The 25616-nt window shown below is 62.6% G+C and carries 29 protein-coding genes and 1 tRNA gene; 21 read left to right on the top strand and 9 right to left on the bottom strand.

Annotated features, from left to right (window positions below; all coding sequences use genetic code 11):
- Window positions 1–340 precede the first annotated feature (340 nt).
- From N6L26_RS08555 to N6L26_RS08530, 6 genes are all read left to right on the top strand, one after another.
- Window positions 341–565: a hypothetical protein gene (locus N6L26_RS08555; RefSeq protein ID WP_263605175.1), complete on the top strand. Its 225-nt coding sequence runs from the start codon at window positions 341–343 to the stop codon at window positions 563–565.
- A gap of 389 nt (window positions 566–954) precedes the next feature.
- Complete coding sequence (locus tag N6L26_RS08550; protein WP_263605174.1) at window positions 955–1809, top strand: N-formylglutamate amidohydrolase; 855 nt, start codon at window positions 955–957, stop codon at window positions 1807–1809.
- On the top strand, window positions 1806–3020 hold the full coding sequence (locus N6L26_RS08545) for a tyrosine/phenylalanine carboxypeptidase domain-containing protein (protein WP_263605173.1): 1215 nt from the start codon (window positions 1806–1808) through the stop codon (window positions 3018–3020). Before N6L26_RS08550 ends, N6L26_RS08545 begins: the two co-directional genes overlap by 4 nt.
- Window positions 3017–4078 carry a glutathione synthase gene (locus N6L26_RS08540; protein ID WP_263605172.1) on the top strand — a complete coding sequence of 354 codons (1062 nt, stop codon included), beginning with the start codon at window positions 3017–3019 and terminating at the stop codon, window positions 4076–4078. Before N6L26_RS08545 ends, N6L26_RS08540 begins: the two co-directional genes overlap by 4 nt.
- A gap of 457 nt (window positions 4079–4535) precedes the next feature.
- Window positions 4536–5099, top strand: a complete 564-nt coding sequence (locus N6L26_RS08535) for a cytochrome c oxidase assembly protein (protein ID WP_263605171.1) — start codon at window positions 4536–4538, stop codon at window positions 5097–5099.
- Entirely contained in the window at window positions 5096–5746 is a 651-nt protein-coding gene (locus tag N6L26_RS08530; RefSeq protein ID WP_263605170.1) for a cytochrome b, read from the top strand. Before N6L26_RS08535 ends, N6L26_RS08530 begins: the two co-directional genes overlap by 4 nt.
- On the opposite strand, the gene N6L26_RS13290 is transcribed toward N6L26_RS08530, so the two are convergent.
- Complete coding sequence (locus N6L26_RS13290) at window positions 5670–6329, bottom strand: c-type cytochrome (protein ID WP_412071322.1); 660 nt, start codon at window positions 6327–6329, stop codon at window positions 5670–5672. The genes N6L26_RS08530 and N6L26_RS13290 overlap by 77 nt on opposite strands.
- Before the next feature lie 125 nt (window positions 6330–6454).
- Here N6L26_RS13290 and N6L26_RS08525 point away from each other — a divergent pair, with 125 nt between their 5' ends.
- From N6L26_RS08525 to N6L26_RS08495, 7 genes are all read left to right on the top strand, one after another.
- Complete coding sequence (locus N6L26_RS08525) at window positions 6455–6817, top strand: c-type cytochrome (RefSeq protein ID WP_263605169.1); 363 nt, start codon at window positions 6455–6457, stop codon at window positions 6815–6817.
- Window positions 6810–7856: a cytochrome c oxidase subunit II gene (locus N6L26_RS08520; protein ID WP_263605168.1), complete on the top strand. Its 1047-nt coding sequence runs from the start codon at window positions 6810–6812 to the stop codon at window positions 7854–7856. Before N6L26_RS08525 ends, N6L26_RS08520 begins: the two co-directional genes overlap by 8 nt.
- Window positions 7853–10390, top strand: coding sequence for a cbb3-type cytochrome c oxidase subunit I (locus N6L26_RS08515; protein ID WP_263605167.1), 2538 nt, complete (start codon window positions 7853–7855; stop codon window positions 10388–10390). Before N6L26_RS08520 ends, N6L26_RS08515 begins: the two co-directional genes overlap by 4 nt.
- Window positions 10383–10685 (top strand): hypothetical protein, encoded by a 303-nt coding sequence (locus N6L26_RS08510; RefSeq protein ID WP_263605166.1) that lies wholly within the window; start codon window positions 10383–10385, stop codon window positions 10683–10685. Before N6L26_RS08515 ends, N6L26_RS08510 begins: the two co-directional genes overlap by 8 nt.
- A gap of 34 nt (window positions 10686–10719) precedes the next feature.
- Entirely contained in the window at window positions 10720–11154 is a 435-nt protein-coding gene (locus N6L26_RS08505) for a DUF2231 domain-containing protein (RefSeq protein ID WP_263605165.1), read from the top strand.
- Complete coding sequence (locus N6L26_RS08500; protein WP_263605164.1) at window positions 11151–12527, top strand: PQQ-dependent sugar dehydrogenase; 1377 nt, start codon at window positions 11151–11153, stop codon at window positions 12525–12527. Before N6L26_RS08505 ends, N6L26_RS08500 begins: the two co-directional genes overlap by 4 nt.
- A gap of 195 nt (window positions 12528–12722) precedes the next feature.
- Window positions 12723–13391, top strand: coding sequence for a ZIP family metal transporter (locus tag N6L26_RS08495; RefSeq protein WP_263605163.1), 669 nt, complete (start codon window positions 12723–12725; stop codon window positions 13389–13391).
- A 489-nt stretch (window positions 13392–13880) separates the two neighbouring features.
- Here N6L26_RS08495 and N6L26_RS08490 read toward each other — a convergent pair.
- A tRNA-Ser gene (locus tag N6L26_RS08490) sits at window positions 13881–13972 on the bottom strand.
- Window positions 13973–14203: 231 nt separating this feature from the next.
- Between N6L26_RS08490 and N6L26_RS08485 the strand changes: the two genes are divergently transcribed.
- From N6L26_RS08485 to N6L26_RS08470, 4 genes are all read left to right on the top strand, one after another.
- Window positions 14204–15046 (top strand): DUF1134 domain-containing protein, encoded by an 843-nt coding sequence (locus tag N6L26_RS08485; RefSeq protein ID WP_412071321.1) that lies wholly within the window; start codon window positions 14204–14206, stop codon window positions 15044–15046.
- A 111-nt stretch (window positions 15047–15157) separates the two neighbouring features.
- Window positions 15158–16339 (top strand): aromatic amino acid transaminase, encoded by a 1182-nt coding sequence (locus N6L26_RS08480; RefSeq protein ID WP_263605161.1) that lies wholly within the window; start codon window positions 15158–15160, stop codon window positions 16337–16339.
- A complete protein-coding gene (locus N6L26_RS08475) occupies window positions 16340–16879 on the top strand; it encodes a GNAT family N-acetyltransferase (RefSeq protein ID WP_263605160.1) in 540 nt (179 codons plus the stop codon).
- Window positions 16880–17125: 246 nt separating this feature from the next.
- Complete coding sequence (locus tag N6L26_RS08470; protein ID WP_263605159.1) at window positions 17126–17635, top strand: hypothetical protein; 510 nt, start codon at window positions 17126–17128, stop codon at window positions 17633–17635.
- On the opposite strand, the gene N6L26_RS08465 is transcribed toward N6L26_RS08470, so the two are convergent.
- From N6L26_RS08465 to N6L26_RS08435, 7 genes are read right to left on the bottom strand one after another with little or no spacing between them, the layout of a single operon-like run.
- On the bottom strand, window positions 17620–18204 hold the full coding sequence (locus tag N6L26_RS08465; protein ID WP_263605158.1) for a sulfite oxidase heme-binding subunit YedZ: 585 nt from the start codon (window positions 18202–18204) through the stop codon (window positions 17620–17622). The two genes, N6L26_RS08470 and N6L26_RS08465, sit on opposite strands and share 16 nt — an antisense overlap.
- Window positions 18205–18224: 20 nt before the next feature.
- Complete coding sequence (locus N6L26_RS08460) at window positions 18225–18842, bottom strand: riboflavin synthase (protein ID WP_263605157.1); 618 nt, start codon at window positions 18840–18842, stop codon at window positions 18225–18227.
- Window positions 18843–18854: 12 nt separating this feature from the next.
- A complete protein-coding gene (gene ribD, locus N6L26_RS08455) occupies window positions 18855–19826 on the bottom strand; it encodes a bifunctional diaminohydroxyphosphoribosylaminopyrimidine deaminase/5-amino-6-(5-phosphoribosylamino)uracil reductase RibD (RefSeq protein ID WP_263605156.1) in 972 nt (323 codons plus the stop codon).
- Window positions 19807–20262, bottom strand: a complete 456-nt coding sequence (locus tag N6L26_RS08450; RefSeq protein ID WP_263607280.1) for a hypothetical protein — start codon at window positions 20260–20262, stop codon at window positions 19807–19809. The genes ribD and N6L26_RS08450 overlap by 20 nt, the downstream gene beginning before the upstream one ends.
- 43 nt (window positions 20263–20305) lie before the next feature.
- Window positions 20306–21028, bottom strand: a complete 723-nt coding sequence (locus N6L26_RS08445; RefSeq protein ID WP_263605155.1) for a M48 family metallopeptidase — start codon at window positions 21026–21028, stop codon at window positions 20306–20308.
- Complete coding sequence (locus tag N6L26_RS08440; RefSeq protein WP_263605154.1) at window positions 21025–21486, bottom strand: YcgN family cysteine cluster protein; 462 nt, start codon at window positions 21484–21486, stop codon at window positions 21025–21027. Before N6L26_RS08440 ends, N6L26_RS08445 begins: the two co-directional genes overlap by 4 nt.
- Window positions 21474–22058: an SCO family protein gene (locus N6L26_RS08435; protein WP_263605153.1), complete on the bottom strand. Its 585-nt coding sequence runs from the start codon at window positions 22056–22058 to the stop codon at window positions 21474–21476. Before N6L26_RS08435 ends, N6L26_RS08440 begins: the two co-directional genes overlap by 13 nt.
- A gap of 95 nt (window positions 22059–22153) precedes the next feature.
- On the opposite strand from N6L26_RS08435, the gene N6L26_RS08430 reads away from it, so the two are divergent.
- From N6L26_RS08430 to feoB, 4 genes are read left to right on the top strand one after another with little or no spacing between them, the layout of a single operon-like run.
- Window positions 22154–22747: an ankyrin repeat domain-containing protein gene (locus N6L26_RS08430; protein ID WP_263605152.1), complete on the top strand. Its 594-nt coding sequence runs from the start codon at window positions 22154–22156 to the stop codon at window positions 22745–22747.
- A gap of 1 nt (window position 22748) precedes the next feature.
- Window positions 22749–23408, top strand: a complete 660-nt coding sequence (locus tag N6L26_RS08425) for a COQ9 family protein (protein WP_263605151.1) — start codon at window positions 22749–22751, stop codon at window positions 23406–23408.
- A 54-nt stretch (window positions 23409–23462) separates the two neighbouring features.
- Window positions 23463–23702 carry a FeoA family protein gene (locus tag N6L26_RS08420; protein WP_263605150.1) on the top strand — a complete coding sequence of 80 codons (240 nt, stop codon included), beginning with the start codon at window positions 23463–23465 and terminating at the stop codon, window positions 23700–23702.
- On the top strand, window positions 23699–25546 hold the full coding sequence (feoB, locus tag N6L26_RS08415) for a ferrous iron transporter B (RefSeq protein WP_263605149.1): 1848 nt from the start codon (window positions 23699–23701) through the stop codon (window positions 25544–25546). The genes N6L26_RS08420 and feoB overlap by 4 nt, the downstream gene beginning before the upstream one ends.
- Window positions 25547–25616: the final 70 nt, after the last annotated feature.

Below are 25616 nucleotides of genomic sequence, written 5' to 3'. Positions count from 1 at the left end.
TCGAGAAGGGGCCGGTGCCACTGGAGAAAACGCTCCCGATCAAATGATGATCCGGAATCTTTGACACTGTCAGACAGGATGTTCGACAAGTGGGATGAGAGGACGGCAGGGGATTTGTTCACGGCGAGATTTGGATTGAGAGCGCCTGATGGTTCTCGTCATGCGGTTGTTTGAGAACCACTTCCATTGTTGTTGTGAGAGGGAATGATATTCTAGGTTTTGCGGCGGAGGCGAATCGCAACAGCGCGCCGGGAGCATGTCGCGTACTATCTTCAGCAAAGTGGATGTCTAAACGGCGAGGGCGGGGAACAAGAATTCAATTTTAAAGGTGAGGTTACCAATGAGCCACTATGTCTTGCATTCCTGGGACAAACGTTCTGCGCTGCGTGAAGAAATCGCCTTCGATAGCGTTTCAATCGCTGGCGCATTGGACAAGGCGAAGATGGTGGCGCGCGGGAACAAGGCTGACCTGTACGAAGATGGAAGCCCTATCTGCTCCATGGAACTGGTCGCCGAAACGGGGGTCTGGCTGATAGGTAAGCCAAACGAAAACGTGAAAGATTAACCAGGTTTGAGTGCATCGCTGTGGTCGGACTTATGTGCGCGTATTCGTCGACTGACCGATAGGCGTCGAAACGATTGCACATAGAATACCTCGCCGAGTCAGTTGCGGCTCAATTCCGAACTCGCTTTGATGCCATGAGATATTCGTGGATTGATCGGACGCCGGTTCAGAAGCGGTAGATTGCTTTGGAACGTGGTCACAAATGACCTGACGGCGCGTCCGCACTGCAACGGCAATTTGCCACCATATCGTCAGGACGGCACCCTCTGCCTTTCGATTGTGTCGCGCTTATGGACTCGGCGGCGATGCACGGTCGGTAAGTCCTTGGTCCTCGCCCACCGATCGCGCAGCTAGTAGGAACACCCCGAGCGCAGGTCCGTTAGGCACGCATGGAGCAGGCATCACTCCCTTCGTCGAACACAACTGCCCCGTGGGATATCGTCACACAGCCCGGACCGGTGCTCGTCGCGGCGATCCACGCAGGCCATACAATTCGGAAGTCGCTCAGGCCCTGGCTCGAGATCGGAGAGACCGATCGACTGCGGGAGGAAGATCCCCTTACCGACTTTTTCCTTGCCGCTGGCGATAGCATAATACGCGCCAACCGATCGCGGTTCGAGTTCGACCTCAACCGACCGCCTGAGAGTGCGGTAACCACCGATCCCGAGGACACCTGGGGCCTGCGTATCTGGGACCCCGCCCTGCCTAAGAAGGAAAAGGAGCTCTCCCTCGCGCTCCACCGGGAATTTTACGATCGGATCGCCGAGCTTGTCGAGGCGATGATCGCGGAGCATGGGCGGATCCTCGTGCTCGACGTGCACAGCTACAATCACCGGCGAGAAGGGCGCGATGCGAAACCGGACGATTCGGAGGGCAGCCCCGATATCGACCTCGGGGCCACGACGCTGCACAAGGATATTTACGGGGAGCTTCTCGACAGGTTCGCCGATGCCTTGCGCTCGCGTCCGGTGACCGGGCGGAGCCCCGAAGTGGGTACCAATGTTCGCTGGGAGGATGGCGGGCATTTCCCCGAATGGCTCCATGCCGAATATGGCGACGCCGCCTGCGTGATGACGCTCGAATACAAAAAAATATTCATGGACGAGTGGGGCTATTCGGCCGACATCCTCGCGCTGCAGGATTTGCGCGAGGGCTTTCTGGCGGCGGTGGACGAGGCGCGCGATTGGCTCGCCGCACACCCGGCGCCTGGTCTAGCCTCGCCCGAAGCGGGAGCGCGAGCATGACCGGCGTCGCCGGGGATAGAAGCCGCCCAAGCGAGGGCGGCGAAGCGTTTTGCGAAGCCGCGATCGATGTCGATCATGCGCTCGAGGAAATGGACCGGAAGATCGACTGGCTGGAGCGGCTGACCCCGATCAATATCGACGAGATCTGGGACGGTTTTCAGGCCTCGTCTTTCCGCTCCATGCCCGACAGCCGGTATGGCGAAGGGCTCGACCGGGATGCGCCGGTGCTACGCAGCGAGCTCTTCGCGCTGCCTGTCCGCGAGATCGAAAATCCGCTCATCGAGGCGCTCATGCTCGAGAAGCAGCGCGAGCTCGATCGCCAGATCGAACTGGTGCGTATGCGCGACAGGGATGGTTTCATCCTGGCGAGCATCGACCTGTTCGGGCACGTCAGCGAGCGGCTTTTCCAGACCGCGCTCGACCTGCTCGAAACCGTTCCGATCGTCCCGCCGGATGAGGAGGATGTCGGGGCCACCGAAATTTGTGAGGCGGCCGAGGCTGCCATCGCTGGCTATCGCAAGCTAGCGCCGGACTTCCGCTGCGAAGTCGTGGTCGACCCTACCCCGGGAACCTCGATGTACGTCTCCGCGGGCGATTTCCACGTCGCGCACGATTACCGCACCTCGCGCCACCGGGTGAAGTCGCTGATCGCCCACGAGATCGGTACCCATGTCGTTACGCGCCACAACGGACGGCGGCAGCCGCTGCACACCTTGGCAGGCGGGCTGTGCGACTACGATGTCCTGCAGGAAGGGCTTGCAGTCCTGAGCGAGTATCTCACCGGCTACCTCCCCGCCGATCGCTTGCGCCTGCTCGCCGCCCGGGTCGTTGCCGCGCACATGGCTGCCGAGGAAGAAAAGGGTGCTGAAATCTACGCGTGCCTGGTCGAAGAACACGGGATCCGGTCCAAAGATGCATTCGACACCGCGGTGCGCGCCAAGCGAGGCGGAGGGCTGACCAAGGATGCGCTCTATCTCAAGGGGCTAGAAGAGCTCCTCGCTTATCTGAGACACGATGACGAGTTCGAGATCCTGTTCCTCGGGAAGTTTGCATTGAAGCAATTGCCCAGTCTGGAAAAGCTGATCAATCAGGGCATTCTTCACGCGCCCGAACTGCTCCCCGCCTATGGCGAGGATGCGGCGGCTCGCCAGCGGCTCGCCGAGGCACGCGAATTACCGCTCAGGATGCTCTATCAGGAGAGACCCCGGTGACGGCCGAAAAGATCAAGCTGGCGTTCGTGGTCAATGATGTGGCCACCGAGCAAGACAATTACTCGACCATTCGTCTTGCTCGGAAGGCGGTGGCGCGGGGGCACGAGGTCGGGCTCATCGGACTTGGCGATTTCATCTACGACTGGGAGGATGGCATTTGCGCCATGGCTATTCTCAGCAAGATCGACGAGTTCGCGGACGATACTGTCTATCTTGCGCACCTGCAAGACACCGAACTCGAACGGACCAGAATTGCACTTAGCAACTGGGATGTCCTCATGCTTCGAAGCGACCCGGCCGAAGAACTAGTCTCGCGCAGCTGGGCTCCGTCATCGAGCCTGCTGTTCGCGCAACTTGCCTCGCTCGAGCGAACGATCGTGCTCAACGACCCACGCCACCTGACCGACGCGGTCAACAAGACCTATTTCCAAGGCTTCCCCGGCAGTGTGCGTCCCGAGACGACCATAACCCGCGAATCCGAAGAGGTGAGGCGGTTTCTTGATGCCCATGGCGGCAAGGGTGTGATCAAACCTTTGCAGGGCTCGGGCGGCCAGGGGGTTTTCCTCCTCGACAAGAAAAACCGCCAGAATCTCAATCAGATAACCGAAGCAGTCATTCGCGATGGCTATGCCATCGTCCAAGAATACCTTCCCGCGGCCAAGGATGGCGACCTGCGCATGATCACGCTGAACGGGCGCCCGCTCAAGGTTGACGACACCTATGCCAGCCTGCGCCGGTTTAGCCAGACCGAGGATCATCGGTCGAACATCTCGGCCGGTGGCGGAGTTGAAATGATGGCTCCCGACGAAGACGCGCTGGCGATCGCCGAAATCGTCGGGCCCAAGCTGATCGACGACGGGATGTATCTGACCGGGCTCGATATCGTGGGCGACAAGATGATCGAACTGAACGTGGATACGCCCGGCGGGATCAGTTTCATGGAAGATCTCAGCGGGGTGAATTTCAGCGGCGCGATCATCGACGATCTGGAACGCAAGGTCCGCCTGCAGCGTCAATATGACGGCACGCTGACCAACCGTCAGCTCGCTGTTATATAAATCTATAGACCTCTAGCTTTTCATTCTTAAGGTTAGGTTCCTCATCCGGTCGGCAATCCTGCAGGATCAAAACTGCCTTAGCTATTCAGGCATTATTGGGCCGGACCGTTACAATGTAACAAAGCGGATGAAGATCGCGGCGCTCAACCGCGCCTCTTCTCCGCATTCTCGGCCATATCCTCGTCGAAATAACAATCGAGGCGCTCATCGCTCGTTGGCCTTGTCGAAAAATCTGCAGGACCTCACTGTGTGACCATGCATTTATCAGGTACCACGACCATAAGCTGACCGGAGACAACTGCTGTACGATTTTCTGCCATATTGCGGAAAGGCTCCAAATCCCAGCGGTTGGCTGACGCACTGGAATTTCGCGCCCGAATTGCTCATGTGTTTTCTGGCTTTGGCGGCGGTCGTTCACCTGAAGCCCGGGCGATTGAGGAAGGGGCCCATATATGCCGTGACGGTCGTATTTGGTGTACTTTATGTGAGCCCTTTCTGCGCGCTTGGTTCGGCGCTTTTCACAGTGCGTATCACTCATGACGTCATACTGGCGGCGATACTCGCCCCGCTCTTCGTCGCGAGTTTCCGGATCGAGGAAAAGGAGATTTCCGGCGGATTGACTTTCTGGACTGTTATTCACGGCCTGACGTTCTGGCTCTGGCATGCGCCCTCCCTGTACGAAGGGGCTATGAACAACGATGCTTTGTTTTGGCTTATGCAGGCTAGTATCGTGGCCACGGCGGCAGCATGGTGGGCCAAGATCGTCCGATCCCCAGTACCGGCAGCTGTGACAGCATTACTCGCAACAATGGTCGCGATGGGCGCGCTAGGTGCATTGCTCACTTTTGCGCATCGGGCCTTCTACGCGCCGCATTGGCTGACGACCCAACAGTGGGGTTTGTCGCCGCTAGAGGACCAGCAGATTGCGGGTATCATTATGTGGGCACCGGCAAGCCTAGTTTATCTGATGGCTGCTTTGGCGATACTCTATCGCTCGCTCGGTAGCAGGGCGTCCACGTGAGACTTCATCGCCTCATACGAAGATGGGCGGTCAGCTATACCGAAGGGGGCAAATATTCGCCCATCGGCGTCTGGTTTCACTGGATCATGGCGGGATTGGTGCTGTTTCAACTAGGATCCGGCTGGATGATGTCGCGCTACCCGGTTGGAGGTAACAAACTCGCCACCTATGAACTGCATAGCGAGCTCGGTCTGTCCATTCTCTTCCTTGCCCTTCTAAGGTTCGGCTGGCGATTGTTCGTCCCGGATCCGGTTAGCGATGCAGACGGGCCCGGCTGGCAGAAAAGAGCTGCCCATCTCACCCAAATTTCTTTCTACGGCCTGTTTGCGCTTCTTCCGTTGAGCGGATGGGCGATGTGGTCCGCGATCCAGCCGGTGCAACCCTTGCGGCTCGGCGGACTGGTCGCAATACCTCCGATGCCGTTTCACTCCCTTAGGTCCTCATGGCAATTCCAGGTGCTGGATTGGGCGGAGAACGTCCACGTCCTGGGCGTTATCGGGTTGGCCTTGCTGGTGCCGGTGCACATCATCGCGGCATTGAAGCATCATTTTTGGGACCGCGATAATACGGTCAGAGGCATCCTTCCTGAGATCCGCGACGACGAGGCGGCTCCGGACCATACGCAATATACTCCGCGAGCGGACTGAGCTCGTCTTCACGCACCTTGCTCGCCGCCTCATGCATGACATTGAGAGGATCGCCGTATCGCTTACCGTTCCGCCAACGGCGCAATTGCTCTTCATGGTACGCTGCACTTTGGCCGAGCAGGGACGGGTTCCCGGCACCGACACCCTCGCCGTTTGTTCCATGACAGGACGCGCACGACGCGAGAGCGCGTTCGGGCGCGCCATTATGATATATCCTCTGGCCACTGGGGGCGTCACAGGAAGCGTCCAAGGCTGTCTTGCTTTCAAGGTCGGTCGGCATTTCCATAGCGGCGTAATAGGCCGAGACAGCTAACCGCTCGCCGGTATCCAGACGACCGGCGAGCCACGACATTTGAGGATGGCTGCGCTGCCCGTCGGCGAAGAAACCCAGTTGACGCACCAGATATCCGGAATCCATTCCCGCTATCCGCGGCACCAGTACTCCGTCGCCGCCTCCGTTCAGCCCGTGGCAGGTATGGCAAGCTGCCTGCGGGCCCGCATTCCCTCCCGATAATGCAATCAACTCGCCCGTGTCATCGAGCGGATTTTCGACCGGCGCGGGACTGCAGGAAACTAGCGACATAGACATGGCTATTGCTGACGGGGCTTGGCGGAAAAGCATCGTCTGGCGGGAACGATGCGTGCAATTGTTCGGTTCCCATGGGAATGGGGAGTGTGGAAAATCGTCAATGGACCCGGAAAGTCACCATGACCGCCATGGCGCTCGTCGGTGCTCCGCTTGTCGCTTGCAAGGATCCGGTAGAGACGCGGCGCGAGCCTGCGAGCGGTGCCGAAAACCGCGGACTAGCCGCAATCGAGCGCGCGGGATGCGGTTCCTGCCACGAAATTCCGGGACTAGACTGGCCGTCAGGGCGGCTTGGACCCTCGCTCGAAGGCTTCGACGATGTCGGCTTGATCGCAGGCCAATTGCCCAATCGACCCGACATTCTGGCGGCTTTTGTTCGCGATGCACCCGCTGTAAAAGAGGGGTCCTCTATGCCGTCGATGCCTGTTAGCGAAGATGAAGCGGCAGATATTGCAGCCTATCTCTACGGGCTCGACCATGATTGACACTTTGTGGGATTGGCCACCCCCGGTACTCGATCCGGCAGGTCCCTATTCGGGCAAGGTCACGACGCTGGCCTGGTCGCTGTTTGGACTGGGTGCATTTGTCACACTGGTGGTGATTGTCGCGCTGTGGATCGCGATCAAGGGGCCCGGCAGGTGGAAAGCGGAGCTTGGAGGCGAACGCGCGATCTGGCTCGGCGGGGTTGCCTTTCCGGGCATTGTCTTGACCGCGCTACTGGTTTGGGGACTTACCCTCACCGCCAGTCTGACCGAGCCGATACGCGGCGACGAGATGCGCATTCGCGTGACGGGGGAGATGTGGTGGTTCCGGGTTCAGTACCTAGATTCTTCGGGCGCGGTCGTGATGGAGGATGCGAACGAGATCCACATTCCGGTCGGACAGCCGGTGGTACTCGAACTCGAATCCGCTGATGTGATCCACAGCTTCTGGGTGCCGCACCTTTCCGGCAAGAAGGACATGATCCCCGGCCGCCGCACCTTTCTGCGGATCGAAGCCGACCGCACGGGCGAGTTCGGCGGGGTCTGTGCCGAATATTGCGGGAGGCAACATGCGCTGATGGGGTTTGTCGCCGTCGCCCACGAGGACGGCGATTTTCGCGATTGGTATGCCCAGCGGACTGCGGGACTTGCCAGGCTCGGTTCAGGCATAACGATGCAGAATGAGCCACCGACTGCGGCAACCTCGCGCGGTTCGCCGCGATCAGCGGAGGAACGTCCGATTGCCCGCCCTGATGCGATCCCCGGTGAAGTGTCAGGGCGGGAACTCTTTATGCAATCGGGGTGCGCAGCCTGCCACCGAGTAGCCGGGACCGAAGCGAATGGCCTCGCCGGCCCGGACCTTACCCATGTCGGATCGCGCCGGACGCTGGGCGCCGGCATATTACCCAACAATCGCGGCACCCTCATCGGTTGGATCGGCGACAGCCAATCGCTCAAGCCCGGCAATCGCATGCCGAGCTACGACATGCTCAATGCAGATGAACTTGAGGCCATCGCAATCTGGCTTGAGCAGCAGAAATGAAATCCGAGACGGGTTTCGATCATGCGCTGTATGGGCGCTTCCCCACCGCCAAGCGCCCCGACAGCGAGGTTGAGGAACTGAACCGCATCTGGCGCGCGCCCAAGGGGTGGGCGCGGCTGACTGCGGTCAACAACAATTATGTCGGTTTCTGGTACGTCGTCACCGCTTTCGGGTTCTTCCTTGCCGCCGGCATCCTGGCGCTGGGCATGCGGATACAGCTGGCTGCACCGATGCAGGATTTCCTCGGCGTCGACACGTACAACCAGTTTTTCACCATGCACGGAACGGTGATGATGTTCTTGTTCGCCGTGCCAATGGTGGAAGCGATCGGGATCATGCTGCTGCCACAGATGCTCGCGGCGCGTGACCTGCCATTTCCCAGGCTGTCAGCCTTCGCTTTTTGGGCTTATTTCTTCGGCGGGACGATGTTCTTCCTCTCGCTATTCGTCGGGCTCGCCCCCGATGGCGGCTGGTTCATGTACCCCCCGCTGACAAGCATCGCCTTCAGCCCCGGCATCAACACCGACTTCTGGCTGCTCGGCATAGGTTTCATCGAGATTTCCGCCATTGCCGGAGCGATCGAGATCATCGTCGGCGTGCTGCGCACCCGCGCGCCGGGGATGACTCTCGACAAGATGCCGATGTTCGCCTGGGCCATGCTGGTCTTCGCGGTGATGATCGTCGTCGCTTTTCCCAGCGTGATCCTGTGCACGATGCTGCTGGAGATCGAACGCGCGTTCAACTGGCCATTCTTCGATGCCCTGCGCGGCGGCGATCCGATGCTGTGGCAGCACCTGTTCTGGTTCTTCGGCCATCCGGAGGTCTACATCATCTTCATTCCCGCGGCCGGATTGATGAGCATGATGGTGGCTGCGGTCGCAAAGGTCCCGCTGGTCGGTTACCGTCTCAACGTGCTGGCGCTTGTCGCGACCGGTTTCATCAGTTTCGGCGTCTGGGCACACCACATGTTCACCACCGACATGCCGCGCGTGTCGGCGGGCTATTTCTCCGCAGCGAGCATGGCGGTCAGCCTGCCCGCGGGAATTCAGGTGTTCTGCTGGATCGCGACGCTCGCCAGCGGCAAGATCAAATGGACCACGCCCGCTCTCTTCGTCGTCGGCAGCGTGGTGATCTTCACTATGGGCGGCCTGACCGGTGTCATGGTGGGGATGGTGCCGTTCGACTGGCAGGCGCACGACACCTATTTCATTGTCGCTCATCTTCATTACGTGCTCATGGGCGGCATGGTCTTCCCGATGTTCGCCGCCTTTTATCACTGGCACGGCATGACCAGCAGCAAGGCGCTGTCCGAGCGAGTGGGCAAATGGGTCTTCGGGCTGATGTTCGCCGGCCTTCATGTCACGTTTTTCCCGATGCACCTGACAGGGCTGATGGGCATGCCGCGCCGGGTCTATACCTATCTGCCTGGGCGCGAACTGGACCTGCTCAATCTGGTGTCGACCGTCGGCGCCTTCATCATGGCCGCAGGGATATTGCTGTTCCTGTTCGATCTCGCGCGGCGGTTCCGCTTCACGGTGCATGACGATGCGGGCAACCTTTACGGGGGCGGGACGCTGGAATGGCTGCCGACCGGTCTGTTTTCGACCCGTTCTATACCGCTCGTCACTTCGCGTGAGCCTCTATGGGACCGACCGGAAATTTCGAGGGAAGTTGAAGAAGGGCGCTATTTCCTTCCGAACTCGGTATCCGGTCAGCGCGAGACATTAATCACCTCGCCGGTGATGGCCGAACCGCAATATGTCCAGCTCATGCCCGGCCCGTCGCCCTGGCCCGTGGCTGCAGCAATCTTCACCGCGCTGTTCTTCCTTTCGCTGACGGTTCAGGGCTATGCTTTCGCCATCTTCTGCGGAATCGTGGCGGTGCTGAGTACGCTGCGGTGGCTATGGGAAACCGACCGCCCGATCAAACAGGAAGCCGCCGATATCGGCGCAGGCATCGAAGTGCCGATCGCGATAACGGGCCCGAAAAGCCACGGCTGGTGGGCACTCAACACGCTGATGATTGTGATCGGCATGATCGGTTTCATGGCCGTGTTTGCCTATCTCTATCTTTACGGGATCAATCCCGAGGTCTGGAGCGCACCACCGCCGCTCGGCGAAACCGCATTGATCGGGGGGATCGAAGCCTTGGCCCTGCTTGCAGCCTGGGGCGGGCGACGATTTCTCGCCACGAAAGAGGGGCGGCTTGCCGAAGACCTGCCTTGGATGTTCGAAGCGCTGGCTGCGGCCCTGCTGGTAGGCGCGCTATATCTCGATGTAACCGGCTGGCTCGCGACAGGTCTCGAACCCACCGCCAATGGCATGGGCGCGACCGTTTTCATGCTCTCAGTGCTGCAGGGACAGGTGGTAGCAGTTGCCGTCATCATGGCAGTCTATCTCGCGTTTCGTGAGGCCCGCGGGATTATGACTACGCCGACCAACGTGACCATGGACATCGTCGCGCGCTTCATCATCTTCTGCGCGCTGCAGGGCATGGTTTTCACTCTCTTACCGCGGGTGTTCCCCGGTGCCTGAATTCCGGAAAAACGAGAATGACGACCGGATCGACCGGCCGCCGGTCTATCGCATCTTGCTGATCGCCTTTCTCATCTGGACGGCGCATTTCGCCGTCAGCTACGGCGGGGTGCTTGTCTTTCCCGAAAGCGGGATCGCACGGCTCATCGCGATAATCGCGGGCCTCATCGCGGTTGTCGCATTGCTGTTACAGTTCCGGAGGCTGCCCGGTCCACGCTCACCGCTCAGTCTTGGCGCGCTTGGCCTCGCGGGGGCAGCAATCTTCTTCGGCACTTTCCCGGCCATTATTGGTTAGTTTGGAGTCAAACCCGGTATAGGAGATTGCCCGCATGGACCGCCCAGTCACGCAGTCCCGTTCTTTCGCCAATCCGTTGCACGCCATCCTGCTGGCCTTTCCAGTGGCGCTTTATCCTTCCGCTCTGCTGACCGACATCACCTATCTCAATACGGCCGAAATCCAGTGGGCGAACTTCTCCTCGTGGCTGATTGTAGGCGCGGATCTTTTCGCCGGACTCTTACTCGCCTGGGCGTTGATCGGTCTGTTTTTCGAGCGTGCACCACATGCAAAGGGGGGTGGAAACTTTTACCTCGCTATCGTCGCCGCGATGTTCGCGTTCGGCGTTCTCAACGCTTTCCAGCATGCGCGCGACGGCTGGCATTCGGTCGAAACGCTGGGCCTCGTCCTGTCGATTTCGTGCTCGGTCCTCGCCTTGATTGCGGCCTCTATCGCCTATGGCAGGTATACGGTGGAGAAACGGAAATGAACCGCCTCGCCCATCTCATAATTCCGCTAACCATCGCGCTTGCCGCCTGCCAGGTTAGCAGCGATCCCGATCTCGACCAGACCGGTGAGCGACCCAATCTTCCCGAACAGAGCGATGCGCTCGTCCCCGCGATGGAGATTCCCACACCGGAAGCGTGGGGCGATGAACTGCCGACCGTACCCGAAGGCTACGCCGTCACGGCTATCGCGCAGGACCTCAAGATCCCGCGGCAGATGCTTGTCCTGCCCAATGGGGACTTGCTGGTTGCCGAAGGCTCGGGTGGCAACGCGCCGAAGCTGAGGCCCAAAGACGTCATCGCCGGCTTCATTAAGAACCGCGGCAAGAGCCCGGTCGAAGGCGGAGACCGGATCACCCTGCTGCGCGATCAGGACGGAGACGGACAGACCGATCTCCAGACCACTTTCATCGACGATCTCAATGCACCCTACGGCCTAGCCTTCGTGGATGGAACTTTATACGTCGCCAATCAGGATAATCTGGTCAGCTTCGAATATACCGAAGGGGCCACAAGTATCGCCGGGCCGGGCACCGAGCTCACCAAGCTTCCGGCGAAGATCAACCACCACTGGACCAAGTCGATGACCGTCAGTCCCGACGGATCGAAACTCTATGTCGGTATCGGCTCGAACAGCAATGTCGGCGAGCGTGGCATGGATGTCGAAGAAAACCGCGCCGTGGTTTGGGAGATCGATCGCGAAACCGGAGCAAGCCGCATTTTCGCTTCCGGGCTGCGCAACCCCACTGCCCTGGCCTTCGACCCGTGGAACGATCAGCTCTGGGCGGTCGTCAATGAGCGTGACGAACTGGGGCCGCAACTGGTCCCCGATTACCTGGCGTCGGTCCGCGACGGCGCCTTCTATGGCTGGCCTTACAGCTATTTCGGACAGAATGTTGATCCGAGAATCAAGCCCGCACGCCCTGATCTTGTGAGGAAGGCCGTCGTGCCCGACTACGCCCTCGGCTCTCACGTCGCCACACTCGGTCTCGATTTTACCAGCGATGCCAGAATGGGCAGCCGGTTCGGCGAAGGAGCCTTTATCGGTATGCACGGAAGCTGGAACCGCAGCGATCCATCGGGCTACAAAGTCGTTTTCGTGCCTTTCCGCAACGGTCGGCCAAATGGTGAACCCATCGACCTTCTCACCGGTTTCCTCAAGGACGGCCAAGCGCGAGGACGTCCAGTGGGCGTAACCTATGATGCGGCGCACGGCGCCCTTTATGTTGCAGACGATGTGTCGAATACCGTCTGGCGGGTTGTCCCGCTAAACTGGTCGCCCCGAAGCTTGCCTCGGGAGGTGTCCCCAAAATCTCAGGAAAGACGGTCGTCGTCTATGCCTTCAGCCACGAGTTAGTTCGCTTGGCGGCGTGGTCCATCACCGATAGACCGATATTGCTCGTCACCGGCATGAGTTTCGTCGGGTGGTACGATCACAAGGGGGTAGCTCTTTCGCGCGATAGGCGGGACGGAAAGCGATGAAGCGATCAATTTAGCTACCGTCCTGCTGCTAGCACTACTGCCCGCGCTTGGCAGTCTGATCGGCGTCGGTTTGGCCGAATGGCGCAAGCCGCCTCCCTGGCTTGTCGGTGGAGCGATGCACGCCGCAGCGGGGCTTGCCACTGCGGTCGCCGCGGTAGAACTGGTACCCCGCGCAATCGAGCGGATCGAGATGTGGTCGCTCGCAATCGGGCTCGTTTGTGGATCCCTTGCCTCTCTAGGCATTGCCCGTTTGTCTCGGGTTATCAGTGCGAGCCTCCCGAGCAGAGGAATGCGCGCCACCACGGTCGGAGCATATGTGGCAGTTGGCGCCGACTTGCTGACCGATGGGCTGATGACCGGCAGCGGCGCGGCGGTCGCGGCAAGTCTCGGCATATTGTTGGCGCTGTCGCAGGTCATCGGTAACCTTCCCGGCGGCTTTGCCATTGCCGCCAATTTTAGGGCTACGGCCATACCGCGAAACCAACGGCTCGTGATGCTATCGGCTTACCCTCTCTTGCCACTTCTCGGCGCTGTAATCGGATATTTTACGCTGAAGAACGCGGGAGATTTCGCGACCGGCATCACCCTTGCGTTTCTCGCCGGTCTCCTGCTGACCGCAACGATTGAGGAAATCGTACCCGAAGCAGACCAGTCAGGTGCGCCCCGCCGCGTTTCAAGCCCCGCATTCGCCTGTGGCTTCGCGATGCTTCTCTTATTGTCGAGTTACCTTTCGGCCTAGGCGTTCGGAAGACTAGGGATTATTTTGCGGCCATGAGCAGCTCGCAGACGCTAGCGCAAAAGAGCGAGCCGGCTTAACGGGAAGAGCATGCACCAAACTGTTCGCAGGCACTCTGATTGTCTGCTTTTGGGAGTAACTGCTAGCTATCGCCGCATCCGAAATTGGGGCGCGAAGTGGACCTCCAACTCCACCACTTTTGGCATTGGTTTTAGCCATGGCCAGTGTAATCGCGGTCGGAGGGCGTCGTCGCGCAGGGCCGCGATACCAACTTGAGCGGACACTGCCCGGATTCCCCTCATCGGATTGCCGGGGAAGTCATAGGCACCGCAACGACATTCGCGAGTACAAAGTACACTCTCGACGGGGCATCATCAAAGCCCCGAATCATGGTGTCTAGGCTGCTTTACACAACGCATATTCAAATACTTGTTAGGCCACCTGCCACGGCTGAGCATCGGTAGGTATGTGAAATATAATAGAAATTATCGGTGGCGGAGACGGAGGGATTCGAACCCTCGATACCCGTTACCAGGTATGGCTCCTTAGCAGGGAGCTGGTTTCAGCCACTCACCCACGTCTCCGCACATCGCAGGATCGGGCATGCCCGCTGCGAGGGGCGCGCTATAGCCATGGCTTTGCGGGCCTTCAAGCGGAGTTTTGCATGCCGGTGCAGACAACGGCCCAACCCCTCCCACGACTCGGTTCGCCGCATTTCCGATTCGGTTCATCGCCGTTTCATTGCCGCGCCGCTCTAAGAGGATTCTTCTCACCGCGCAGCTGTCTGCGCACGCGCCGCCGACACGGAGGGATCGATGATGAAATCTATACGCATATTGCCGCGCCTTGGCATGGCACTCGCGGCCATCGGCATGGCGGCGAGCCCGCTCGCCGCGCAGGTCGAAACGATCGACCCCGACAGCGCGATCGATGGCGATCTGGTCGAGCAGCCGGGTGACCAGCCGGTCTATGGCGAGCCCGAGACCACGCCCAGCTATGCGCCGCCCCCATCCACCGACGGGACGGATGAAACGGCCTGGGACTATGAGGCGCAAACCGATCCGGTCCAGACTGATGGAGTACCGGGCGACCCGGGCCAGCCGCAATGGTCCGAGCAGGCTGCCGAAGCGGCCGCCAGCGATGCCGTCGATGGCGCGGTGGTCGACGATCCCTCGACCACCTATCGCGAAGATGACCTGATCGGCGCGGCTGAAGGCGTATTCGGCAAGGGCGCCGAAGGCGTGGCGAAGATGATCCGCGGCCTGCTGGACAAGCAGGGCGAACCCAATGGCTATATCGTCGGCCGCGAGGCGGGCGGGGCCTTCATCGTCGGCGCGCGCTATGGCTCGGGCACGCTCTACCACAAGATCGAAGGCGAACTGCCGGTCTACTGGACGGGTCCCTCGATCGGTCTCGACGCCGGGGCGAATGCCGGCAGCACCTTCGTGCTGGTCTACAACCTCTACGACACCGAGGAACTGTACGAGCGCTATCCGGCGGGCGAGGGGCAGGCCTATGTCATCGGCGGGCTGACCGCGAGTTACCTGCGCAAGGGCGATGTCGTGCTGATCCCGATCCGCATGGGCGCGGGGCTGCGGCTCGGCATCAATGCGGGCTATATGAAGTTCTCCAAGAAGCACCGCTGGCTCCCGTTCTGAGCGAAGGCGACCAAGCCGCTCTTCGGATCGCCCAACCATAATTCGCGCATGCAGCGGGCAGTAGCGGGATTTCCTGTTGCGGCCCTTGGCATATGGCGCGATGAGGCAGGCATGCTTGACCAACTCGAAGCCCAGTCTCCCGACGCGCTGCTCGCGCTTATCAAGATGCATGCGCAGGATCCGCGCGAGGACAAGGTCGACCTCGGCGTGGGCGTCTATCGCACCAATGACGGCGCGACGCCCGTCTTCCGCTCGATCAAGGCGGCGGAACAGCGGCTGGTCGATACGCAGGATTCCAAGAGCTATCTGGGGCCAGAGGGCGACACCGGCTTCGTCGATGCGCTCAAGCCGTATATCTTCGGGAAGGACGCCACGATGGGCGGCCGGCTCGAGGGCATGCAGACCCCGGGCGGCACCGGCGCGGTGCGGCTGGCGGTGGCGCTGGCCAAGGCAGCAGGCGTAACGCGGATCCATCTCGGTGTGCCTAGCTGGCCCAACCATGCGCAGATCCTGCAGGATGTCGGGGTCGAAACCACCACTTTCCATCACGCCAATGCCGATGGCACCGCCGATATCGACGCGCTGCTCGACGCGATAGCCAATGCCCGCGCGACCGATGCGATCCTGCTGCATGGCTGCTGCCACAACCCTACGGGGGTCGATTACACGCAGGAGCAATGGGGCCGGATCGCCGACGCCTTTGTCGAAAGCGGTATCCTGCCGATCCTCGATGTCGCCTATCATGGGCTGGGCCAGGGGCTGGAGGAAGACATCGCGGGCGTGCGCCAGGTGCTCGCCAAGGTGCCCGAGGCGCTCGTCGCCTATAGCTGTGACAAGAATTTCGGGCTCTACCGCGACCGCGTGGGTGCGTTTTACATGATCGCGCGCAGCGCTGCCGACCTGCCGGCGATCGTATCCAACGCCAATGCGCTGGCGCGGGCCAACTGGTCGATGCCGCCCGATCACGGCGGTGCGGCGGTGCGCACGGTGCTGCGCGACGAGGAACTGACCAGGCAGTGGCTCGACGAACTGGGCGAAATGCGCGCGCGCATGCGCCGCGTCCGCGAGCGGCTGGCCGCAGCGGATAGCGAGGCACCAAGCCTCAACCTTGCGGCGCTGGGCCACCAGAACGGCCTGTTCGCCATGCTCCCCCTGTCGCGCGAGCAGATTGCGCAATTGCGCGAGGATCACGGCATCTACATGGCCGGTTCGGGCCGCATCAATGTGGCCGGGCTGCACGAGGGCAATACGCCCCGGTTCATCGCCGCGCTGGCGCAAGTCACGAACGCGTAAATGGACCGCCAGCCGACTCTCGAAACCGAGCGGCTGGTCCTGCGTCCGCTTGCCGAGGCCGACCGCGAGGCGCTGTACGAAGTCGCTTCCGATCCCGCGGTCTGGGAACAGCACCCGATCCACGATCGCTGGCGGCGCGAAGTGTTCGACGCCTTTTTCGGCGAAGGACTGGCGAGCGGCGGCGCGCTGGCGGTGGTCGACAAGCGCGATGATCGCGTGCTCGGTTCCACCCGCTTCGACAAATACGATGCGGACGAGGGCGGGGTGGTCGAGATCGGCTGGACCTTCCTCGCGCCGCGCTGGTGGGGCAAGGGTATCAATCCCGAGATGAAGCGCGCGATGCTGGAATATGCCTTCGAGCATGTCGCGCTGGTCGAGTTCCGCGTTGGCGATACCAATTACCGCTCGCGCAATGCGCTGGAAGCCATCGGCGCGGTGCGCACCGACCGCTACGAACTGGAAAAGTACCAGGGCAAGCGCGTGGTGCATCTGGTCTACGAGATCGACCGCGAAGGCTTCATGCAGGGCCCGCTGAGCTGATGTAGGACATGTGTAGGATTGCCGCGGGCAAGTCCTGTCACATGGACCGCATGTTACACGGTCCAGGCGAAGATAACGCGGGGCTGCGGCCGAACCTGCGAAACGGGCAAAACGGCAGAGGCGAACGGTGTCGGCATCCTGCGGGTTCGAGCAGAATTCGCCCGAGTAGGAAAATCGGCACGCTTCGCTTTCCATTCGCCGATAGCACGGTTATTGCGAGCGCTTCTCAAAAGGAGGAATCACCCTATGCGTAAGCTGGTACTTGCCGCCGCCCTTTCGGGCACCACGCTCACTCTCGCCGCCTGTTCGGGCGCTGCCGACGAAACGGCCGAGCCGGTCGACACTGCCGAAGTCGAAACCGTCGACGACGCCGCAGCCGCCGAAACCGGCGCCGTGCTGGATGCCAGCACCGCCACTGCCGAACAGCTTGTCGGCGTGGAAGGCGTGAGCGAGGAACTGGCTGCCGCGATCATGGCCGGCCAGCCCTATGCCAGCGTGACCGACTTCAACGCCACGCTGCTCGAAACGCTGAGCGCCGAGGAAGCCGCCGCCGTTCTCACCAATGTCTTCGTGCCGGTGAACCTCAACAGCGGCACCGAGGAAGAAATTCGCCTCATTCCCGGCATGACCGACAAGATGGTCCATGAATTCGAAGAATACCGTCCCTATGCCGACATGGACGTGTTCGATCGCGAGATCGGCAAGTATGTCGACGAAGCCGAAGTCGAACGGTTCAAGAACTACGTCACTCTCTGAGCGCGCTGTAGCGTAATCCTGACGATCTCGATCGCGGCCAGGACCCCCACATGGATCCAGGCCGTGGTCGGATCGAAGGCCGATAACACCCAGTGGAGGAAGGTGAGGATCGCCGCCGGATAGACCAGCCGGTGCAGGCGCTTCCAGCCGCGCTTGAGCAGCCGCACCGCGATGTCGTTCGAGGTGATCGCCAGCGGCACAAACAGCGCCAGCGCCGCCCAGCCTGCGAGCATGTAGGGGGTGGTGAATTCGGCGAGCACATATTCGGGCGAACCCTTGCGCACGAGATAGATCGCGGTGTGCAGCGCCGCATAGGCGAAGCTGGCCACCCCGATATCGCGCCGCCGGCGCATCAGCCACAGGCTCCAGCCGCTCCGCCGGAACGCCAGCCGCAGTGGCGTAACCGCGAGCGTCGCCATCAGCAGCCATGCCGCCCAGTCGCCGCTGTCTCCGATTGCATGGCCATAGCCATATGCATCGGGCGTGATCGACCAGCGCAGCCCGATCCACAGCGCGGGCAATGCCAGCACCAGCCACAGCATCGGGCGCGATCGCTTGATCGAAAGCACTGGGGGTATCGCCGCGCCTGTCAGCCGGCGAGGCTCTGCATCCGCTTGAGATAGCGTGCGAGCACGTCGATCTCCAGATTGACCGTATCGCCTTCGGACAAATCGCCCAGCGTGGTCACCTCGCCCGTATGCGGGATGATGTTGAGCGCGAAGCGGACCTCGCCGCTGGGTTCGTCCTCGACCGTATTGACCGTCAACGAAACGCCATCGACGGTGATCGAGCCTTTTTCAGCGACGAAAGGGGCAATATCCGCGCCTGCGAGGATTTCCAGCCGGGTCGAGCCGCCGATATCCTCTGCCAGCGCCACCCGTCCGACCGCATCGACATGTCCGGTGACGAGATGCCCGCCCAGTTCGTCGCCCAGGCGCAGCGCGGGTTCGAGATTGAGCCGGCGATCAGCGTGCCATTGGTCCTGCGCAGTGCGGCTGACCGTCTCGCCCGAGACGTCGACTGCGAACCACGCATCGCCTTCCTGTCCGCCCTTCTCGACCACCGTCAGGCAGACGCCCGAACAGGCGATCGAGGCGCCGATGTCGATCCCCGCCGGGTCCCACGGGCAGGCAATGGTGACGCGCAAATCGCCCTTGTCCGCGACTTCGCTGATGGTGCCGATGGCGGTGACGATCCCGGTGAACATGTGTGCTCCTGATTACCGCAGGCGGCTGTAGGCGGCGAAGCTGTCGCTGCCAAGCTGGCGGCTTTCGGTAAGCTGCCACCGGCCATGCGCTGCAGCGAGGCTGTCGAGCCCGAGGTCGGCGACTGCGCCGCGTCCGCCGCCGATGACGATCGGGGCGCGGTAAATCTCGAGCCGGTCGACCAGATCGGCGGTAAGGAAGCTGGCGGCGATATTCGCGCCCGCCTCGACATAGAGATAGAGCGCCTCGAGCCCCGCGACCTGCGCGGGCGTATTGATGACCTTGACCCCGTCGGGGGCGACCCCGCGGGTGAGCACGACCCGCTGCGGGCTGCGGGTTTCGAGCCCGGGCAGCCGCACATCGAGGCCGGGCCGGTCTGCGCGCCATGTCCCCCCGCCGACAAGGATCGCATCGGCCTGTGCGCGGCGCGAATGGACATGCGCGCGTGCGGCATCGCCGGTGATCCACTGGCTTTCGCCACTGGCCATGGCGATACAGCCATCGAGCGACATGGCGATCTTCATCGTCACATGGGGCCGGTCGTGATGGACCCGCGTGAGATAGCCCGCCAGGCTGGCTTCGGCTGCGGGGGAGGGGCGGAGGGCCGCCTCGATCCCCGCCTTGCGCAAGCGCGCCAGCCCATCGCCGGCGGTGCGCGGATCGGGGTCCTCGACCCCGGCTACCACGCGCGCGACACCGGCCTCGATCAGCAAATCGCTGCAGGCGGGGCCGCGCGGCGAGCGGTGTGCACAGGGTTCCAGCGTGACATAGGCGGTGGCGCCGCGCGCGGCCTCACCCGCCTGGTCGAGCGCGGCGGCCTCTGCATGCGGGCGGCCACCCGCATGGGTCCAGCCGCGTCCGACTACGCGGCCGTTCTTGACGAGGATGCAGCCCACGCCGGGATTGGGATAGCTGACCGGACGCGAGCGACCCGCCAGCCGTGCTGCCGCATCGAGCCAGCGCGCGTCAGTCGCCGCTGAGGTCAACTGCCGGGCCTGCCTGATAGCGTTCGCGCCGCCGCGCTTCGGCGATGGCCTGTTCGCGGGCGCTTTCGATCTGTGCCTGCCGCTCCATTTCATCGACATCGAGCCCGGTTGCGCGGCCGAGCGCCTTATAGGCCTCGACCTTGCGCGCCCGCAGTTCTTCGCGTTCGGCTTCGCGCGCTTCCTTGCGCTCCTGGTTTACGATGTTCGACTGGCGGATTTCCTCGTCGCTGCGCCCTTCGGCGAAGGTCGAGATGAAGTTGACCTTGGGTGCATCGGGCGGACGGAAGTGCGATTCCTGCGCCAGCATCGCCACCCCGGCGAGCGGGATCGCGATCGATACCGCGAGGATCGGCCAGCGATAGGGCCGCGGTTCGCGGATATATTCCCACAGGTCGGCGGCCCCGGCCCGGGGATCGAAGCGTGACGTGAAGCGCATGCGCGCCAAGATAGGGGCTTTCGATGAACCGCGCCAGTATTGGCTAGCCGAAGCTTGCGTAAAGCTCGCGTCCATGGCGGCTGAGCCAGCGATTGGCGTGTTCGATATTGGCTTCGTAGAGCTGGTCGAGCAGTGCGTGGAAGGCGGGCGAATGGTCGAAATGGACCAGATGCGCGACTTCATGCGCGACGACCGAGCGCCGGACATGGTCGGGTGCCTGCACCAGCCGCCAGTTGAGCCGCAACACGCCTTCGGACGAACAGCTCCCCCAACGCCGCCGTGCGCGGGTGAGCTTGACGTCGGCCTGCGCGAGATCGCCGCGGGCGCAGTAATCGGCGGCATCGGCGGCAAACAGCCGCACTGCCTCGCCCTCGAGCCAGCGCTGGAGGCGCTTGCCAAGCGTATCCTCGGGGCCGCCGATGGTCAGCGTTTCGCCCGCTATCTGCGGTTTGCGCGGGGCATCCGCGCGCCAGTCGACAGCAATCTCCGCGCCGCGATAGTGCAGCCGCCGTTCCTGCGCAGGGTCACGCTGCGCGGGCACCTTGGCCAGCTGCGCCGCCAGCCATTCGCGCCGGGCATGCGCAAAGGCGATCGCCTCGGCGCTGCGGCACCAGTGCGGCAGCGTGATCCGCACCGCGCTGCCATCGGGCACCAGCCGCAGCGTCAGCCGCCGGGCGCGGCGGTTGCGGATGATCTCGATCGGCAGTTCGCGGTCATCCAGCGCGATCACCGGCTCGAGCGCTTCGCGGCGCAGCCAGTCGATCATGCCGCGTCTTCCTCGTCGTCGTCGTCCCATTCGACGACATGGTGTTCGAGCGGACCGGCATCGGTTTCGCTCACCACGCGGCCTGCCACCGATACGCCCGCGCGGACCACGTCCTCGCGGTCGCCGGTCAGCAAATAATGCCAGCGCGGCAGCGGTTGGCCGTCGGCGCGGCGGCGATAGGCGCAGGTCGCGGGCAGCCAGCTCACGTCTTCGACGATCTTGAGCGTCAGCCGCAGGCAATCGGGGACGAAGGCCTTGCGATGCTTGTAGTCGGTGCACTGGGCTGATTGCGGGTCGAGCAGCTTGCACGCCACATTGGTGTGCTCGATCTCGCCCGTGTCTTCATATTCGACCTTGTGCAGGCAGCAGCGCCCGCAGCCGTCGCACAGCGCTTCCCATTCTTCGGTGGAGAGATCGGCCAGTGGCCGCTCCCAGAAACGCTCTCTCAGCGCACCCATTTTTCCAGTTCCGCCGCCACTGCGGCGGGGCCTTCATCGGTGGGCAGCATGGCCAGCGGCTCTCCATCCGGCCCGAACAGATAGGTGATGTTGGTATGGCCGACGAGATAGCCGCCGCCATCGGACGGATCCTCGATCGTATAGGTCGCGGCGAAGGCCCCGGTGACCGCGTCGAGTTGCTCCTTCGTGCCCGTCAGCCCGATCAGGCGCGGGTGGAAATTGTCGGTGAACTCGGTGAGCGTGGCGGGGTTGTCGCGGCCGGGATCGACGCTGATGAACAGCGGCTGGATCTGCGCTCCTAGCGCGGGGTTCGCTTCCTCGAATGCCTTCAGGCCCGCCATCGCGCGCTGGGTGTCGACCGGGCAGACGTCGGGGCAATAGGTATAGCCGAAATAGACGGTGCGGTACTGCCCGTCGAAATCGCTCCAGCTGACCTCGCTGCCGTCCTCGCCCGTCAGCGTAAACTCGCCGCCGATCGCGGCGCCGGCCAGCGGCGGTGTTGCGGAAGGGGCGCTGTTGCAGGCGGAGAGCAGCAGCAGCGCGGCGAAAATCGGGGTTTGGTTGCGTAGCATGGTGTGACGGTTCATGGTCTGCTAACCGGCGCTCGGCAAGGGCGAGTCAGCCATTGAATTGCGGATAATAGGGACCTTACACGGTGAAGCGTTTGGTGAAAAACATCCTTCTGGCGGTACTGGCAGGATCGCTGCTGGCGGGGCCGCTGCAGGCGCAGTCTCAGCGTGACGGATACAAGTTCCTCGAAGCGGTGAAGAAGCGCCAGGGCGATGAAGCGACGCTGTTGCTTGAAGAACCCGGTAGCGTGCTGGTCAATTCGCGCGACATTTCCAGCGGCGAAACCGCGCTGCATATCGTGACCCAGCGGCGCGATGCGGTGTGGCTGCGGTTCCTGCTGTCCAAGGGCGCCAATCCCAATCTCGCCGACAAGCACGGCACCACGCCGCTGCAGCTCGCCGCCCAGCTCGGCTTTTCCGAAGGCGTGGAAATCCTGGCCGGGCGCGGTGCAGCGGTCGATGTCCCCAACAGCACCGGCGAAACCCCGTTGATTGCCGCCGTTCACCGGCGCGACAGCAGCCTTGTCCGGCTGCTGATCGAAAAGGGCGCCAATCCCGACCGGGCGGATAATTCGGGCCGCACGGCGCGCGATTATGCGCGGCTGATGGGCGCGCGCTCGACCATGCTCGAAGAAATCGAACGCGCCGAAGCCGATCGCGGCGAACAGGCCGAGGCCTACGGGCCGAGCTGACATGGAAGTCGAAGATCTCACGCTCGACGAGCTGCGACTCGCGCTGGCCCCCGGCATCGCCGAGGCGGCAATATTCGACGGCTGGAGCGATGCCGCGCTGGACATGGCCGCCGACCAGCTCGGGGCCGACCGCGATGTCGCCCGGCTCGCCTTCAAGGATGAAGGCGCGATGGGCATGATCTGCGCCTGGATCGAGACGATCGACCGGCAGATGACGCTCGACCTGCCACCCGAAAAGCTGGCCGGAATGAAGATCCGCGAACGCATTCGCAGCCTGGTCCAGTACCGGCTCGATGCGGTGGCGGGACGGGAAGAGGCACTGCGGCGCGGGCTGGCGATCATGGCGATGCCGCAAAACGCCGCGCGCGCGCTCAAGACCGGCTGGAACAGCGCCGATGTGATGTGGCGGCTGGCAGGCGATACGGCGACCGATTACAATCACTATACCAAGCGCGCGATCCTCGCCTCGATCTATGGCGCAACGCTGGCGGTGTTCGTCGATGACGCAAGCGAGGGCAAGGCCGAGACGCGGGCCTTCCTCGAGCGCCGGATCGACGGCGTGATGACCTTCGAACGGGTCAAGGCCAAATGGCTCAATCCCGATCGTGAGAGCTTCAGCGTATCGCGCTTCCTCGGGCGACTGCGCTACCCCGCGCGCTAGCGCGCTATTGATAACCAGTTGCAACTACCGCGCACTTCTGACAGGGCGGCGCGTATGACGCTGGACGGGTTCGAACACGATAAGGCCGCGCGGATCGTGGCCGTTAACTGGGCCGCGCTGGCCGAGGACGAGGCCAAGCGCCTTAGGGCGCTGGGCGTGGACGAAGGCGCCGAAGTCGCCGTCATCCATCGCGGCATTTTCGGGACGCGCGATCCGCTCGCCATCCGTATCGGACGCATGACCATTGCGCTGCGCCGCAGCCACGCACTCGCGATCGAGGTCGAACCCGCATGAGCCGCAAACGCACCGCCGCCCTTGTCGGCAATCCCAATGCGGGCAAGTCCGCGCTGTTCAACGCGCTTACCGGCGCGCGCCAGAAGATCGCCAATTATCCCGGCGTGACGGTCGAGCGCAAGGCCGGGCGACTCGCCCTGCCGAGCGGCGAACCGGTCGAACTGATCGACTTGCCCGGCTCCTACAGTTTTGACGCCGCCAGCCCAGACGAGGACGTGACGCGCAAGGTTGTGCACGGCGAGTTCGAAGGCGAAGCGACGCCCGAGGTGATCGTCCTCGTGCTCGATGCGGCGAATCTCGAACAGCATCTCGTATTTGCGCAGGAAGTGCTCGAACTGGGGCGCCCGACGGTGGTTGCGCTCAACATGATCGACCTCGCCGAGCGCGACGGTCTGGTGCTCGATCCCGAAGCGCTGTCCGCAGCGCTGGGTGTGCCGGTGATCCCGACGGTCGCGGTGCGGCGCAAGGGGCTGAAGGAATTGTCCGCGGCGATCGCGGAAGCCGAAGCCCATGCCGACGAGGACGCGCACCGGCAATGGCATCTGACGCTGCCCGAGCGGCGGCTGGCGGCCAAGCATATGGCGCGCGGCGCGATCCTGTCGACCTCGACTCGCCACACGGTCGAGAACGGCGTCGATCGGGTTCTGCTCAATCCGTGGATCGGGCCGGTCATCCTGTTCGGCCTGTTGTTCGTGATCTTCCAGGCGGTGTTCGCCTGGGCAACGCCCTTTGCCGATGCGCTGGAAGGCGCGGTCGGCGCGGTATCGGGGGTGGTGAGCGATGTCCTGCCCGCCGGGCTGTTCCGCGATTTCCTTACCGAAGGTGTGCTGGCGGGCGTCGGCTCGGTCGTGGTTTTCCTGCCGCAGATCGTGATCCTGTTCTTCTTCATCCTGTTGATGGAGGCGAGCGGTTACATGGCGCGCGCCGCGTTCCTGATGGACCGGCTGATGGCGGGCGTCGGCCTCAGCGGCAAAAGCTTCATTCCGCTGCTCTCCAGCTTCGCTTGCGCGATTCCCGGAATCATGGCCGCGCGCAGCATTCCCGATGCCAAGGACCGGCTGACCACCATATTGATCGCCCCGCTGATGACCTGTTCGGCGCGGCTGCCGGTCTATGCGGTGATCATTGCCGCGGTCATTCCCGAGACCAGCTTTGGGCCGGGCATCGGTCTGCAGGGACTCGTCCTGTTCGTGCTCTACCTTGCCGGAATCGTCGGGGCGATGGTGGTGGCGCTGGTGCTGCGCAGCACCGTGGCACGCGGCGCGGCAAGCGGGTTCATCATGGAAATGCCGCGCTACCAGTTGCCGCGGATCAAGGATCTGGCCATCGGCCTGTGGCAGCGCGCGTGGGTCTTCCTCCGCCGTGCAGGCACGATCATCTTCGTCGTCACCATCGCGCTGTGGCTGATGCTGAGCTTTCCCAAAGCCGAACCGGGCGAAAGCCAGATGGATGCCAGCGTCGCGGGCAAGGTGGCTGATGTGCTGCACCCGGTGCTCGAACCGATCGGCTTCAACCGCGAGATGAGCCTGGCGCTGATCCCGGCGATGGCCGCGCGCGAAGTGGCGGTGTCCGCGCTCGCGACGACCTATGCGGTTGATGCCGAGGATGAAGAACTCGCCGCCGAAGGCGTGACCGACCGGATCGCCGCGCTATGGAGCCTGCCGACCGCGCTCGCCTTCCTCGCGTGGTTCGTCTTCGCGCCGCAATGCATCTCGACCATCGCGGTGGCGCGGCGTGAAACCAATGGGTGGAAATGGCCCGCGTTCATGGTCTTCTACCTCTTCGCGCTGGCCTATGTCGCGGGCGGGCTGACCTTCTGGGCGGCAACCGCGGCCGGGCTCTAGCCAGAACCCGCTCCGGTCCGGTGGAAACGGCGCCCGCCAGCCTAGCCCCCGCTCGCAGCGTCGGTTAGGC

The organism is Qipengyuania sp. SS22 (genome assembly GCF_025736935.1).
GTDB lineage: Bacteria > Pseudomonadota > Alphaproteobacteria > Sphingomonadales > Sphingomonadaceae > Qipengyuania.
The sequence above is the reverse complement of the archived record's forward strand: the minus strand, read 5'-3'. Positions and strand labels throughout refer to the sequence as shown.